The 15,536-nt window shown below is 37.0% G+C and carries 13 protein-coding genes; 12 read left to right on the forward strand and 1 reads right to left on the reverse strand.

The window, feature by feature from the left end:
- Window positions 1-9: 9 nt before the first annotated feature.
- From ABF682_RS05480 to ABF682_RS05500, 5 genes are read left to right on the forward strand one after another with little or no spacing between them, the layout of a single operon-like run.
- Window positions 10-759 carry a Stp1/IreP family PP2C-type Ser/Thr phosphatase gene (locus tag ABF682_RS05480; RefSeq protein ID WP_289977549.1) on the forward strand — a complete coding sequence of 250 codons (750 nt, stop codon included), beginning with the start codon at window positions 10-12 and terminating at the stop codon, window positions 757-759.
- Window positions 756-2,771, forward strand: a complete 2,016-nt coding sequence (pknB, locus tag ABF682_RS05485; protein WP_289977547.1) for a Stk1 family PASTA domain-containing Ser/Thr kinase — start codon at window positions 756-758, stop codon at window positions 2,769-2,771. Before ABF682_RS05480 ends, pknB begins: the two co-directional genes overlap by 4 nt.
- A gap of 31 nt (window positions 2,772-2,802) precedes the next feature.
- The gene (gene rsgA, locus ABF682_RS05490) at window positions 2,803-3,678 is read left to right on the forward strand and encodes a ribosome small subunit-dependent GTPase A (RefSeq protein ID WP_289977545.1); all 876 of its coding nucleotides are present in this window, start codon (window positions 2,803-2,805) and stop codon (window positions 3,676-3,678) included.
- Window positions 3,679-3,687: 9 nt separating this feature from the next.
- The gene (gene rpe, locus ABF682_RS05495; RefSeq protein ID WP_415619208.1) at window positions 3,688-4,341 is read left to right on the forward strand and encodes a ribulose-phosphate 3-epimerase; all 654 of its coding nucleotides are present in this window, start codon (window positions 3,688-3,690) and stop codon (window positions 4,339-4,341) included.
- Between the two features lies 1 nt (window position 4,342).
- On the forward strand, window positions 4,343-4,990 hold the full coding sequence (locus tag ABF682_RS05500; protein ID WP_415619209.1) for a thiamine diphosphokinase: 648 nt from the start codon (window positions 4,343-4,345) through the stop codon (window positions 4,988-4,990).
- Between the two features lie 149 nt (window positions 4,991-5,139).
- Here the strand turns inward: ABF682_RS05500 and rpmB are convergent, their stop codons facing one another.
- Entirely contained in the window at window positions 5,140-5,325 is a 186-nt protein-coding gene (gene rpmB / locus ABF682_RS05505; RefSeq protein WP_289977538.1) for a 50S ribosomal protein L28, read from the reverse strand.
- 234 nt (window positions 5,326-5,559) lie between these two features.
- Between rpmB and ABF682_RS05510 the strand changes: the two genes are divergently transcribed.
- From ABF682_RS05510 to smc, 7 genes are all read left to right on the forward strand, one after another.
- Entirely contained in the window at window positions 5,560-5,922 is a 363-nt protein-coding gene (locus ABF682_RS05510; protein WP_057869046.1) for an Asp23/Gls24 family envelope stress response protein, read from the forward strand.
- 35 nt (window positions 5,923-5,957) lie between these two features.
- Window positions 5,958-7,652, forward strand: coding sequence for a DAK2 domain-containing protein (locus ABF682_RS05515; protein WP_289977528.1), 1,695 nt, complete (start codon window positions 5,958-5,960; stop codon window positions 7,650-7,652).
- Between the two features lie 84 nt (window positions 7,653-7,736).
- Complete coding sequence (recG, locus tag ABF682_RS05520; protein WP_415619210.1) at window positions 7,737-9,776, forward strand: ATP-dependent DNA helicase RecG; 2,040 nt, start codon at window positions 7,737-7,739, stop codon at window positions 9,774-9,776.
- Between the two features lie 15 nt (window positions 9,777-9,791).
- Window positions 9,792-10,814 carry a phosphate acyltransferase PlsX gene (gene plsX, locus ABF682_RS05525; protein ID WP_289977524.1) on the forward strand — a complete coding sequence of 341 codons (1,023 nt, stop codon included), beginning with the start codon at window positions 9,792-9,794 and terminating at the stop codon, window positions 10,812-10,814.
- A 3-nt stretch (window positions 10,815-10,817) separates the two neighbouring features.
- A complete protein-coding gene (gene acpP / locus ABF682_RS05530) occupies window positions 10,818-11,060 on the forward strand; it encodes an acyl carrier protein (protein WP_289977522.1) in 243 nt (80 codons plus the stop codon).
- A gap of 154 nt (window positions 11,061-11,214) precedes the next feature.
- A complete protein-coding gene (gene rnc, locus ABF682_RS05535) occupies window positions 11,215-11,904 on the forward strand; it encodes a ribonuclease III (RefSeq protein ID WP_289977520.1) in 690 nt (229 codons plus the stop codon).
- A gap of 63 nt (window positions 11,905-11,967) precedes the next feature.
- Entirely contained in the window at window positions 11,968-15,534 is a 3,567-nt protein-coding gene (smc, locus tag ABF682_RS05540; RefSeq protein WP_415619211.1) for a chromosome segregation protein SMC, read from the forward strand.
- The last annotated feature ends 2 nt before the right edge of the window (window positions 15,535-15,536 follow it).

Here is a 15,536-nt window from a genome sequence, read left to right on the forward strand (position 1 = left end):
GGTTACCTGATGAATTTTGCATATAAGAGTGACGTGGGAGAAGTAAGACCCAATAACGAGGACTACGTGGGTGTTTTTAAGAACCTTACTGGGATAAGTTTTGCAATTGTTGCGGATGGTCTAGGTGGTCATAAGGGTGGAGATGTTGCTTCGGAAATGGCAGTTTCTCATTTAGGATTTCGTTTTGAAGAAACTGAAATTGATACAATTGACGTTGCTGCAAAATGGTTGATAGATGAAGTTCAGCGTGAAAATAAATTAATTTTAGAGCGCTCTAACCAATATGAAGATTTGAATGGTATGGGAACTACGATTGTATGCGCCCTTTTTTTTGGTGATGAGGTGCTTCTGGCTAATATTGGTGACAGCAGAGGATATTTGCTGCGAGACAGTGATTTACTGCAGTTGACTGAAGATCATTCTTTAGTAAATGAATTATTGAAAAGCGGTCAGATCAGTACTGAAGAAGCGAAAAATCATCCGCAAAAAAATATTGTTACTAGAACACTAGGAATTTCGGAAAACGCAAATATTGATGAGAAAATTATTAAATTGGAAGATAATGATATTTTATTACTATGTTCTGATGGACTTACCAATATGGTTGATGATCAAGTAATAAAAGAAGTGTTGCTGAATAATAAATCCTTTGCAGATAAATGTGACAAGCTGATTAATCTTGCAAATAAAGCTGGCGGAAATGATAATGTTACACTTTTACTTGCTTCTTCTTCGTTTGAGAGGAGGAATGAACAGTGAAGCCAGGATATGTATTGAGCGGACGATATCAGGTTGTAGAGACATTAGGTGAAGGTGGAATGGCCAATGTCTATTTGGCATATGATTTAATCTTAAAAAGAGATGTTGCTGTTAAATTGATGCGCCTTGATTTACGAGATAATGAGGCTGCAATCAGAAGGTTTCGTCGTGAGGCAATTTCTTTGACAGAACTTGTCCATCCAAATATTGTTAGTATTTATGATATTGATGAAGATAATGGTACACAGTTTTTAGTGATGGAATATATAGAAGGAATGGATTTAAAGAGTTACATAGCACAAAACTATCCCATTGCTTATGAGCGGATAGTTAATATCATGGATCAAGTATTGTCGGCCGTTGAAGAGGCTCATGCACATGATATTATTCATCGTGATCTGAAACCACAAAACATCCTAATTAATGCTGATGGACAAGTAAAAATTACTGATTTTGGAATAGCATTAGCAACCTCGGAATACTCATTGACACAGACCAATACATTAATGGGATCGGTTCATTATCTTTCACCTGAACAGGCCAGGGGAAGCGTAGTTACTAAACAATCAGATATTTACTCACTTGGAATAATTTTATTTGAATTATTGACAAGTCGAGTTCCATATCAGGGTGAAACAGCTGTTTCGATAGCCTTGAAGCATTTTCAAAATGACATGCCATCTGTCAGGTCCTTTGACGATCAAATTCCACAGGCACTTGAGAATGTCGTATTAAAAGCAACTGCAAAAAGTTTAACAGAGCGATATCAGAAAGTTTCAGAGATGAAAGATGATATTGAAACTGCACTTTCATATACCAGAAGTAATGAAGAAAAATGGAGACCTGTAGGTGCAATCGAGGATGAAACTAAGGTTTTGGAACCATTGAGTGCACAACAAATTAAAAAGAATATTGGGTTAAGTGATAATAAAACTGGTTCTGAAAAAGACAAGAAACCAAAGAAAAAGTGGAGCAAAAAGAAAAAATGGCTTGTTTGGTCACTGATTGTAACGGTGATAATAGTCTTAATGATTTTTATTACTGCACTAGCAATGAGCCCAAAGAATGTGGCAGTTCCGGATTTGCAAGGAATGAACGAAACAGAGGCTAAAACCGCACTTGAGTCCCAAGAATTAGTTGTTGGAAATATTATCAAGCGAAATAGTACAAAATATGATAAGGGGCAAGTTATCTCATCTGATCCGATTGAGAGTTCAAGTGTGCGTCAAAATTCGAAAGTTAATCTGATAATTTCAGAAGGCCCTGAAAAGAATATGTTTGGCAATTATAAAGGGCAACCATATTCTAAAGTGAAGAAAAAACTTGATAATAAGGGCGTTACAGTTGTCAAGGAAACAAAGGCATCCAGTTCAGTGGCCAAGGGAGAAATTATTAGTCAGAATATTTCAGCCAGAAAGAAAGTAGTTTGGAAACAAACGACAGTCAGATTTACCGTTAGTTCAGGTGCAAAGACAGTTATTTTACGTGATTTGACAGGTTATACGGAAAAAAGTGTGGAGGACTACGCTGATGAATTGGGACTTGTATTAAATATTGAAAACAATTCCTCAGGTAGCTCTAGTACGGGATTAGTGATTTCACAAGAACCTGCAGCGAATGCTAGCATTAAAGTAGGTGACACTCTGAATGTGGTTTTGGGGTCCACTTCTGCTAGTTCATCAGGTGCTGAATCGCAGTCGGGTGGTAGTTCCTCGGATAGTACAAGCAGTGCAGCTAATACGTTTTCTGTTAGTGTAAATATTCCATACCAGTCTTCTTCTAGTAGTATATCAAGTTCTACGAGTTCTTCGACGAGTTCCAGTACAATGAACACGATTCAGATTTATTTGCAAGATGATACTCATAGTTATAGTGATATCTATCAGCAATTTACAATTTCATCAGATACAAGTGTGACTCTACCCTTTACGCTGAGCGGTTCAACTTCTGGTAAATATAAAATTGTTAGAGATGGGCAAGTTATTGCTGAGAAGACAAATGTGACGAGCTAATCAGATGAGGTTTGAAAGGTAAGGTGATTTATTGTTAAGAGGTCAAATTCGACAATCATTAAGTGGATATTATGATGTTGATCTGGAAGGCGTTACTTATCGGACACGTGCACGTGGAAATTTTCGGAAAAAAGGTGAAGCTCCGCTCGTGGGTGATTGGGTAGAATTCAAGGCTGAAAACCAGGATGAAGGTTACATTTTACGAATAGAAAAGCGAAAAAATGAGTTAGTAAGGCCACCAGTGGCTAATATTGACTATGCGATTGTGGTAACTGCTTGCAAGGAGCCCAAATTCTCTTCAAATTTATTAGATCGACAATTGGTAATGCTTGAGAAAAATGAAATTACGCCGTTATTATTTTTTTCAAAGGTCGATTTGTTGACTGATGAAGAATATTTAAAGATAAAGCAGATTGTTGCAGATTATCAAAGAATATATGCTTGTCAATTAGGAAGTCTTGATTCTGTCATAACATTAACTGGCAAACTTCAGCAAAAGGTAATTGTTGTAATGGGACAGACCGGCGCTGGGAAATCGACATTATTGAATAATCTCAAGCCGGAACTTGAATTAGCAACGGGTGAAGTCTCAAAGGCTTTGAGCCGAGGAAAGCATACGACAAGGAAAGTAATGCTCTTACCTATTAAAGATAATTTGATTGCAGACACCCCTGGTTTTTCCTCTTTTGATTTATTAGAGATAAAAAAAGAGGAGTTAGCAAGGTATTTTCCAGATTTTCAAGAATATGCTGGAGAATGCAAGTTCAGAAGTTGTATCCATTTGAACGAGCCAGGCTGCAAAGTTAAGGCGGCTGTAGAAAGTGGAGAAATCAAGACAAGCAGATATGAGAATTATCAACAGTTTCAAAAAGAAATCAGTAAGCAAAAAATAAAATATCGAAAATGAGGTGTTAGAATGAAAATTGCTCCTTCGATTTTAAGTGCAGATTTTGCAAATTTAAAAAGAGATGTAGAAATGACAGTAAAAGCAGGTGCTGAATACCTGCATATTGATATAATGGATGGTCATTTTGTACCTAATCTTTCGTTCGGCGAGCCAATTTTAAGAGCAATTCGGCCATATTCAAAACAGATTTTTGACTGTCACTTGATGGTTGATAATCCTGAAGATTATATTGCAATGCTTGCAGATGCTGGTGCTGATGTAATTGGGGTACACTATGAGGCAACTCCACATGTTCACCGCATTTTACAGCAGATTAAGGAAGCAGGATGCAAAGCTGAGGTTGTGCTCAATCCCGGAACACCTGTAGTTGTTCTTGCGAATTTATTAGAAATGGTAGATGCAGTGCTGATCATGACGGTTAATCCAGGATTTGGTGGTCAGGAATTCTTGCCTAGTATGCTTTCGAAAATTCAGGATTTGAATCAAATTAAGGAAGACAGAAAATTTGATTTTGACATCGAGGTTGATGGCGGAATCAATAATGAGACAATTAAGCAGTGCCAACAAGCAGGAGCTACAATTGCAGTGGCCGGATCGTTTGTTTTTAATGCGGCTAATCCAGTTGAAAAAATCCAATTATTACACAAAGTGACAGGTGATTAGAATGGAAATCAATTTATTAGTTGGAGGACCAGTCAGTGAATGGCCGGCAGAGTTGCTGAAAAAAAATGATGGGCAGATCTGGATTGGTGCAGATCGTGGAGCTTTGCGACTTGTTCAAAATGGAATTCAACCAGCGATTGCGATTGGTGATTTTGATTCTTCAACAAAAGAAGAGCAAGATTTGGTCAGGAGAAATAGCAAAAAGATTTATACTGCCAAACCTGAAAAAGATGATACTGATACAGAATTAGCCTTGAAAATTGTTTTTGAAAATTTTCAAAATATTGATAGGATAAACATTTTTGGTGCAACTGGTGGTAGAATAGATCATCTCTTGGCTAATCTATTTTTTGTCCTAAGAAAACCATTTTACGAATATGCAGATAAAATTTTTATTTTTGATCGTTTCAATACTATTAACTTCTATAAACCCGGTACTTATACGATTCAAAAAGAAAAAGACAAGAAATATTTGGCTTTTGTACCATTGACAAGTGTCGAGAAGCTGAGTTTGGTTGATGAAAAATATCGTTTAGATGAAAAAAATTTTAATTTTCCAGTATCGTTAGCAAGTAACGAATTTGTAGGTGAAAAGGGTAAGTTTAGTTTTACTACAGGAGTCGTATGTGTGATTCAGAGCAAGGATTAGAATGTGATATAGAGGGAATAAAAAGTTAAAAGTATCTAATTTCATTAATATTTGAAGGAATTTCTGTGTTAAGCAGGAATTTTTTTATTTAGTAGGATTAACAATCATAATTGTAATAAAAAAGACCCGCAAAAACGAGTCTCTAGTAGTTAAACACGAGTAACTTTACCGGATTTCAATGTACGAGCTGAAACCCAAACCTTCTTAGGTTTACCATCAACCAAGATGCGAACTTTTTGCAAATTTGGTTTCCATGAACGGTTCGTTTGGTTTAAAGCATGTGAACGTTTCTTTCCGAAAGTTGTTTTACGACCAGTAATAAAATCTTTTGCCATTATTAGTTCCTCCTTTAATGATAGGATTCAAAGCATACGTACTGCTTACTCACTAGAATAAGTTATCATAATTAACGAATGATTGCAAGAATTTTCTGTAAAGTAAAATAACTTGGCAGACAAATTTGTTGTTCATTGCTTGAATTTGGCGCAATCATGCGGTATAGTGATTTAGCTAATTTTATGCTAAAATAAAACTAGTTATTGTGTGTTAAATTAAGGAGGCTGTATCTAATGGCTGTAAAAATCAAAACGCAATTTGGAAACATTGATATCAATAATGATGTTATTGCAACAGTTGTTGGTGGTGCTGCAACTGAAATATTCGGAATTATCGGAATGGCAAGTAAAAACCAGATTAGGGATAATCTGAACGAGATTCTGAAGCGCGATAATTATTCAAAAGGTGTTATTGTGCGCCAAGAGGATGATGGAGTTGCAGTTGATGTGTATATTATTGTAGGTTATGGCACAAAAATTTCTGAAATTTGCCGTAATGTCCAAGATAAAGTTAAATATAATTTGGAAACCATGTTAGGAATAACAGCTAATTCAGTCAATGTTTTTGTACAAGGTGTGCGGGTTATTGAAGAATAGTTGAGTATTATGGGGACCAAGGAGGATAAGCGAATTTGAAAGTCACAGAGATAACTGAGGCGCATTTTAGAAAGATGGTTGCGATCAGTTCAAAAAGATTAAGTAATAATGCAGAATTTATTAATTCTTTAAATGTATTTCCTGTTCCTGATGGAGACACTGGAACAAATATGAGCCTTTCTTTTGTTAGTGGTGCAAAATATGTGTCTGAATCTACCGCTAACACTGTAGGTTCCTTGGCTGTGGCATTAGCTAAGGGATTATTAATGGGCGCTCGTGGAAATTCTGGAGTAATACTATCACAGATATTCCGGGGATTCTATAAGAGTACAGAAAAGAAAGATAGTTTGAATGCAAATGATTTGGCAGCTGCTTTGACTGCTGGGGTTGAGACTGCATATAAGGCTGTAATGAAGCCTACTGAAGGAACAATCTTAACGGTTGCACGTGAGGCAGCTAGGGCGGCTAACAAGGCAGCCGGTGAAAGCGATGATACGGTTATAGTGATGGCAGCCGCATATGAAGCTGCAAAAAAGGCCTTGGCAACTACTCCAGATTTATTGCCGGTTTTAAAGGAAGTTGGGGTAGTTGATTCAGGTGGACAGGGCTTGACTTTTGTATATGAAGGTTTCTTTGATGCTCTGTCTGGCAATCAGCGTGCTGAAGATGATGCGCACCAACCAAGTGTTGAAGAGATGGAAGAAATGGTCAATGCTGAACATCATAAGAGTGTTCAAAGTCAGCTTAGCACAGAAGATATCAAGTATGGGTACTGTACTGAAATAATGGTTAAGCTAGGTGCGGGCCGTCTAGTTGACTCAAAATTCGATTATGATGAGTTTCGCAATCATTTAAATACGATTGGTGATTCACTATTAGTTGTTGCCGATGAGGAAATTGTCAAAGTACATGTTCATACAGAGCATCCAGGAAGTGTGATGTCTTATGGACAACGTTTTGGATCCTTGATTAAAGTTAAGGTTGATAACATGCGTCTACAACATGAAACAATTTTGGAGCATGATGAGCAAGAAGAAAACAAAGAAGAAGCTGTAGTAGCAAGTGTAAATAATGAAGGATATGGTATTATAGCAATTGCTTCTGGAGATGGAATCGCTAACTTGTTTAAGAGTTTAGGTGCAACTTATGTTTTAAGTGGTGGTCAGACAATGAATCCAAGTACGCAAGATATAGTTGATGCAATTAAGAAAGTTAATGCACAAAAGGTTATTATCTTACCAAACAACAAAAATATTTTCTTAGCTGCTGAACAAGCTGCAAAAGTTGCGGAGGTTCCGACAAGGGTTGTTGCAAGTAGGACAATTGCTCAAGGAATGACAGCATTAATTGCGTTCAATCCTGAAGAACAATTAGATAAAAATGCAGCAAATATGAGCGACGAGATGGATTCTGTGAAGTCTGGTCAAGTTACGATTGCAGTTCGTGATACAACTATTGCAGGAAATATAATCAAAAAAGATGATTATATGGGGATTATTGATGGGAAAATTGAATTGACTAATCCAGATAAAGTTGATGCAGCTGTGCAAATGGTAGAAAAAATGCTTGATGATGATAGTGAAATTGTTACAATAATTATTGGTCAAGACGGAACTTCTGCTGAAGCTGAAAATATCAAAAGTGCAGTTTTGAAACTTGATGAGGATTTAGAAATTGAAATTCATCAAGGCAATCAACCTGTGTATCCGTATTTAATTTCTGTCGAATAATAATTTTCATAATAGTCTGATTAATTCCTGCATAAAATTGGAATTAGTCAGATTTTTAATTCATTCAAAATAGAGGTGATGGCTTTGGCAAAAGAACTTAGTGATTCAGTAGCGGTTCTAGCAGGTGTTGGTCCCAAAAAAGTTCAGGCATTGAATAAGTTGGGTATAAACACCATTGAAGATTTGTTAACTGCATACCCATTCAGATATGATGACTATGCTGCACGCAATTTGACTGAAATTAGTGATCAAGAAAAGGTTGCTTTAAAAGGGACAGTGGCAACTGAACCAGTGCTGAGTCATTTTGGCCGCCAGAAAAATCGCTTGAATTTTAAACTGCTGGTTGAACATGATGTCATTATGGTGACCTTTTTTAACCAGGGTTATTTGCGTTCCAGAATCGAATTAGGTAAAGAACTAACTGTCTATGGTAAATGGAACCATAAAAGGCAAAACTTAACTGGAATGAAAATTTTAGCAGATGAAAGCAGCAATGAATTGGGGGGGATATATCGTTCCTCAAAAGAGATTAAACAGTCACAGGTAAAAAAGATAATTGAGCAGGCATACAGTGAATATGCCGATATGATTGTTAACATTGTTCCAGATTATCTAGCAAAAAAATACCGATTGCTTTCAAGAAAAGAAACTATTCATGAGATTCATTTTCCAACAAGTCAGAAATCTGCAAAACTAGCACGTCGTAGCGGAACTTTTGAGGAATTTTTTCTCTTTCAAGCTCGAATGCAGTATCTTAAGAAAAATGAGAATATTAATGATGGACTGAAAATTAACTACAGATTGGATAAGCTCAAGCGATTTATAGCAAGTCTGCCCTTTGAATTAACAAATTCGCAAAAAAAAGTGGTAAATGAAATCTGTCATGATATGCACTTGCAAAGACATATGAATAGGTTGTTGCAAGGTGATGTTGGTTCAGGAAAGACAATTGTTGCAGCAATAACCATGTATGCTGCTATTACAGCAGGATTTCAAGCTGCATTAATGGTTCCAACTGAAATATTAGCACAACAGCATGCTATTAAATTAGCGCAGTTATTTGAACCGATGGGAATTACAGTTGCGCTGTTGACAAGCTCAACTGTCACCAGGGTAGCACAAAGGCGGGAGTTATTATCCAATTTAAAAAAGGGTACAATCAATCTGGTAGTTGGTACTCATGCATTAATCCAACCGGATATTGAGTTCTTGAACCTTGGCCTGGTTGTAACAGATGAACAGCATCGTTTTGGTGTCAGTCAGAGACAAATTCTCAGAGAAAAGGGTAAGTCACCCGACGTATTAATGATGACTGCAACACCAATTCCGCGAACGTTAGCATTAACAACTTATGGAGAAATGGATGTTTCCACAATCAATGAGTTACCAAAGGGACGCAAAGGCATTAGAACTCAGTGGGTAAAGAACGTTCAGTTGGCGAGTGCTTACGATTTTCTTGAGCGTGAGTTAGGCAGTAATTCACAGGCATATATTGTTAGCCCATTAATTGAAGAATCTGAGGTAATGGATTTGAAGAATGCCGAAGAGATATTCAATAAAACCAATGAACGATTAGGATCGCGATATCATGTTGGATTGCTTCATGGTAGAATGAGTAGTGATAAAAAAGAAGATGTAATGTCTGCTTTTAAAGAGCATAAAATAGATGTATTAGTAACAACTACAGTAATTGAGGTGGGAGTTGATGTGTCAAATGCAACTGTCATGATGATTCTTGATGCAGACAGGTTTGGTCTGGCACAGCTGCATCAGTTGCGCGGCAGGGTTGGCAGAGGAGATAAGCAGTCTTATTGTCTCCTTGTTGCTGATCCCAAAAACGAATATGGGATTGCCCGAATGCAGATAATGACTGAGACAAATGATGGATTTGTGATTGCACAAAAGGATTTGGAGCTCCGTGGTCAAGGTGACATCTTAGGAAGCAAACAATCTGGAATGCCTGAATTTAAATTAGGTGATCCAATAGCTGATTTAAGAATATTACAGATAGCAAAGGAAGAAGCACAGCAAATAATTAGCGATGAATATTTCAAACAAAAAAAAGAAAATGAAGAACTAATGAAGTATTTAAAGCGTACTTTATTAGGGACATCATTCGATTAAAGAGGGATGAATTTAATGAGAATAGCAGTTGATGCTATGGGTGGAGATAATGCACCACAAACGGTTGTTGAAGGAGTTGAACGAGCACGCGATGAATACCGTGAGCTTGAGTTCAATCTTTATGGAAGAGAAAATGAAATTAAGAAGTATTTAAAAGACACGTCACGAATTAAGATTATTCATACTGATAGTGAAATCGATATGAATGATGAACCTGTACACGCAGTGCGGAGAAAGAAGGATTCCTCAATGGTTTTGGCTGCAAAGTCAGTTAAAGATGGCGAGGCTGACGCATTTTTTTCGTGTGGTAATACTGGAGCAATTCTTACTGCCGGATTGTTGATTGTCGGCAGAATCAAAGGAATTAGTCGTCCAGGATTACTTTCGACACTTCCGATAATTTCAAAAACTGAAGGAGCATTCAACTTGCTAGATAGTGGGGCAAACGCGGATAATAAACCTGAACATCTCCACGAATATGCGATTTTGGGTAAATATTATGCACAAAAAGTCAGGGGAATTACCAATCCAAGAATAGGCTTGCTGAACAATGGAACAGAAGAACACAAAGGAAATAAGACGACACAGGAAGCATATCAATTATTAAAGGCAGATTCCCATTTGAACTTTGTTGGTAATGTTGAGGCTAATGCAATTTTAAAAAATGTTGCTGATGTGGTTGTTGCGGATGGTTTTACTGGAAATGCGGTTCTAAAGGCAATTGAAGGAACCGCTTCGGCGACGATGCACTTGCTGAAGGACTCGATTGTTAGTAGCGGTTTATCTGGTAAATTAGGTGCATTATTACTCAAATCGACTTTTAGTGAGTTGAAAAATAAGATGAATCAATCACAGTATGGTGGGGCCGTATTGCTTGGTGTCAAGGCACCTGTTGTGAAAGCTCATGGCTCAAGTGATAGTGCGGCCGTATACTATACACTAAAGCAGATTCATAAGATGTTAGAAGAAAAGATGATTCCGGATTTAGTTGCATATTTCGAAGAAGCAGCAAAAAAAACAGATGATGTGGGGGAATAGAAGATGACAGAAAAAGAAATTTATGACAAGATTGCGAAAATTATTAATGAACGTTTTGATGTTGAAGAAGATAAGATAACACCTGCTTTGAACTTCTCAAAGGACTTGAATGCCGATTCAATAGATATTGTTGAATTTGTGCTTGAGTTAGAAGATACATTTTCGGCCGAAATTCCTGATGAAGAGGCCGAAAAATTATTCACTGTTGCAGATGCAGTTAAATATATTGCGAATCACCAAGGATAGTTATTGACATTTAAAATTCTGGAAGATAGATTGCAGCGGAGAAGATCCTGGAGCAATCTGTCTTTTTTTAGGGTAGTAACTAGCATATTTTGTTCAGATAGATGTGTAAGGGTATAATATAAGGTATTAAGTTTTAAAAAGGAGAAGACAATAAGTGATAATCGGATTAGTACAAAAACTAAAAAATGACTTTGAAATAGATTTTAAGCGACCAGAGCTGCTTGATGAAGCATTTACACATGCTTCATACGTTAATGAACACCCGAAAGAACATTTGAAGTATTACGAACGAATTGAATTTTTAGGAGATGCCGTGATGCAACTTTGTGTCTCCGAATACTTGTATCGCCGCTATCCAGGAATGCCCGAAGGAAAACTTTCACGATTGCGTGCAGCAATGGTTTGTGAAGATAGCTTCAGTAAGTTTGCAAAGGAATGTAATTTTGATGAATATATCAGACTTGGTAAAGGTGAAGAAAAAGCCAATGCAAGGCAAAGGCCAGCTTTATTGTGTGATATTTTCGAGGCATTTATTGGGGCACTATATCAAGACCAAGGGAAAAAAGCAGTAGAAGTATTCATCGCAAAAGTTGTTTTTCCGAAACTGGATTTAGGCTGGTTTGATCATTTGTTGGACCATAAGACGGAGTTGCAAGAATTATTGCAAGAAAAAGGCGAGGTCGCAATTACTTATGCTGAAGTTGCTGATCTTGGACCAGAACACGACAAAATGTATACAATGGCTGTTAGTGCTGACGGAAGAATTTTGGGAACGGGTAGCGGACATTCAAAAAAAGAGGCTGAACAAGCAGCTGCAAATGTTGCATTAAAAGCCTTAAAGTAAGTCGTATATAATCGGTTAAAAAGACGATTAATAAATAGTAAGGAAATAAAGGAGCAGTGCTGGATGAAGTTAAAGTCACTGATAATCAATGGCTTCAAATCTTTTGCAGATAAAACGCAAATTGATTTTCAAGATGGAATGACTGCAATTGTCGGACCAAATGGAAGCGGGAAGAGTAATGTAATTGAAGCAATTCGCTGGGTTTTAGGGGAGCAGTCTGCCAAAAACCTTCGTGGAGAAAAAATGCCGGATGTAATTTTTGCTGGTACAAATACTCGTGCAGCACTTAACCGCGCAGAAGTCGAGATTATTTTTGACAATCAGGATCGCTATTTATCATTGGATGAAGACGAGATTGCAATTGCGCGTAGAATTTATCGTAATGGAGATAGCGAATTTTTGTTGAATGGCAAACAGGTGCGCTTGAAGGACATTACGGGATTAATGTTGGACACTGGACTTGGAAGAGAATCATTTTCAATTATTTCTCAGGGGCGAGTTGAGTCAATTTTTAATAGCAAGCCAGAAGAACGTCGTGTAATTATTGAAGAAGTCGCAGGGGTTTTGAAGTATAAGAAAGAGAAACAAAAGGCACAACAAGAACTGGCTGAAACTGCGGATCATTTAGACAGGGTCGCAGATATTGTTGTTGAATTGCAAAAACAAAGAGAGCCATTAAAGGAACAAAGCAGCATTGCAAAGGATTATCTAGAACAAAAAAAGGGCTTTGATCATTATAATTTAAGTAAGTTAGTTCTGGAAATTGCTGAAAACAATCAGAAAAAGGATGTATTTGAAAGTGAGATAGCGCGGTTAGATACGGTTAAGACTAAAAACAAAAAGCAAGTTGAAGAGTATGAGACAACCGTTAATTTATTGCACAAGAAACAAGATGAATTGAATCACAGCCTTGACCGTTTACAAGAAGAGTCGGCGCTTTTAGCTGGTCAAAAAGAACGTTATGGCGGGCAAAAAAAAATTACACAAAAAGAAAAGGATTATCAGTTACAAAAAGTTACGGAAGTTAAGACACGAAGAGAATTAAATCAAGGCAAACTGAAACAAGTTGAAATTGAACGTACGAAATTAATAAAGCAGATTAAGGCCTTTACAGGGGAACAAGAAGAGCTACAAGGTAAAATTAGTGTTTTAACAGCGTTGCATGGAGCGAACGCGAATCAGATTACAGATGAAATTGAGGATTTGAGACAACAAATAATTGAACGAATGCAAGAACAGACGTCCTTAAAAAATCAGGTTTTGTATCTTACAAAAGAAGAGCAGCGAACTAAGGCAAGTAAAGATATTTTTATCAAAAAAACAGAAAAACAGCAAGAAAACATTAAAGCTCTTAATAAAAAAATTGTTGATTTACAATTGATTTATGAAGAAGAATGTAAGCAGTTGGAAATTGAAGGTAAGCGCTTTGAAGTTGAACAAGATAAGTTAACAGGCTTGCAAGTGAAGCTGCAACAACAAAAAGATAATTGGTACAAGGCTTTAGAGATAGTGCAGCGTGCACAAGCACAACATGATAGCTTAAAGAATATTGATGATAACTTTGCTGGATATTATCGTGGTGTTAAAGAAATTTTGCAAAAAAGAACAAACTTTGCTGGGATTATAGGTGCAGTTGCAGAATTACTAGATGTCCCTACAAAGATTGCGTATGCGATTGAAATTGCTCTGGGAAGCCAAGTGCAAAATGTTGTAGTCGAAGATGAGCGAGCAGCAAAAGCTGGTATAAATTATTTAGTAAAAAACCGTCTGGGAAGAGTTACTTTCTTACCAAGAAATACAGTGAGACAGCGGCAAATCAGTAAGTACCAGTCCGAGATTTTGGAAAGAATTCCGGGTGTGCTTGGTGTTGGCAGTGAATTGGTGAAGTGTACCAAAGTGGATCAGCCGGTTTTAAATTATTTGCTAGGGACAACCGTTATTGTGAAGGATATCGATATTGCTGTGGATGTTGCTAGGCGACTTGACCATGGTTTGAAGATCGTCTCGTTGGCAGGTGATGTTGTTAATCCTGGTGGTGCGATGACTGGTGGTACAAACAAACAAAAGAACAATGGCCTAATAGAACAAAAGAAGCAAATTAAAATATTAGCAAAAAATCTCGCAGAAATGAAACAAAAAATGAAGCAAATTGAGTTTGAAGGTGCTAAAGCAAAGAAAGATTTTGAACAAAAGAAACTAGATGTACAAATGGTAGAAAAAGATGTGACAGCAAGAAAAGATGAGAGCCACAATGCTGAAGCCCAACTTGAACTTTTGAAAAACCAAGTAAGGCATTTAAAAGAGGCACTTGTACTACAGCAAAAAGAATTTGAACAGGAAATAAAGAATAATGCTTTTGTCAGAGATAAGGATTCACTTGCTGGAAAGCAGCTTATTTTGGAACAGAAAATAAATAAACTCAGATTCCAATTTGACAATAAGAAGAACATGCTTGTTGAATTGAACAAATCCAAAGAGCAAAATGCTAAAAAAAGCAGTGAAATGAAGCAGCGCTTGGTACTTGTTACAGAAAGATTGAGTTCTTTGAATGACAAAGCTGCAATTAGCAAAAAACAGATTAATGAGTACCAAACTGGACTTCAAGCTGCACAGAAAGTATTAACTGAGATTGACAACAAACAAAAAATAGACTCCCTAAAATCTGGAGAAATAGTGCAGCAACTGCAACAGATTAGTGAGAAACAAGAAGTAATTGCTACTAATCTTGCAGAGGGTAAGAAGCAGCGAACTGAGATTCATGAACAGTTACAGTCAAATGAAGCAGAACTGACAAGGGTTAATAGCTTGCAAGAATTAACATTTAATGAACAGCGTGAACAAAGTATTAAATTGAGCAAGGTAAATGGTATACTTGACCAGAGCTTGTCTGAGCTAGCTCAGACATATGAGCTGACCTATGAAGCTGCAAAGGTGCAAAATAAAGAACAGAATTTGAATCAAGTGTTGCAGAAGTTAAAGTTATTGCGATTAGGTATCGCAGATTTAGGTCAGGTTAACATTGGCTCAATTGATGAATATGAACGTGTGAATGAACGCTTTGAGTTCTTATCGCTGCAGCAAAATGATTTGTTGGCAGCAAAAAGACAGTTGCAAAAAAGTATGCAGGAAATGGATAATGAAGTCAAGGTTCGGTTTGGGAATACATTTAAGGCGGTTGCTGACGCATTTGCTGAAGTTTTTCCACAGATGTTCGGTGGCGGACAAGCAGCTTTGAAACTGACCGATTCAAGCGATTTATTGATGACTGGAATAGAAATCATGGCTCAACCACCTGGAAAGAAGTTGCAAAAGCTGTCGTTGCTATCCGGAGGTGAAAAGGCGTTGACTGCGCTGACATTGTTATTTGCCATCTTGAAAGTAAAACCAGTTCCTTTTGCAATTTTAGATGAAGCAGAAGCAGCTTTAGATGATGCAAATGTAGATCGTTATTCAACATATCTACAGAAATTCCATGATCAGACACAATTCATTATCATTACACATAGAAAAGGGACAATGAGTAGAGCTGATATCTTATATGGAGTAACGATGCAAGAATCAGGGATATCAAGGACAGTTTCAGTTTCTCTTGAAAATATACTCGAAGAAAGTGTCGCTAAGGGAGGATAAAA

The sequence above is a fragment of the Liquorilactobacillus sp. genome, from assembly GCF_047719775.1.
Lineage (GTDB): Bacteria > Bacillota > Bacilli > Lactobacillales > Lactobacillaceae > Liquorilactobacillus.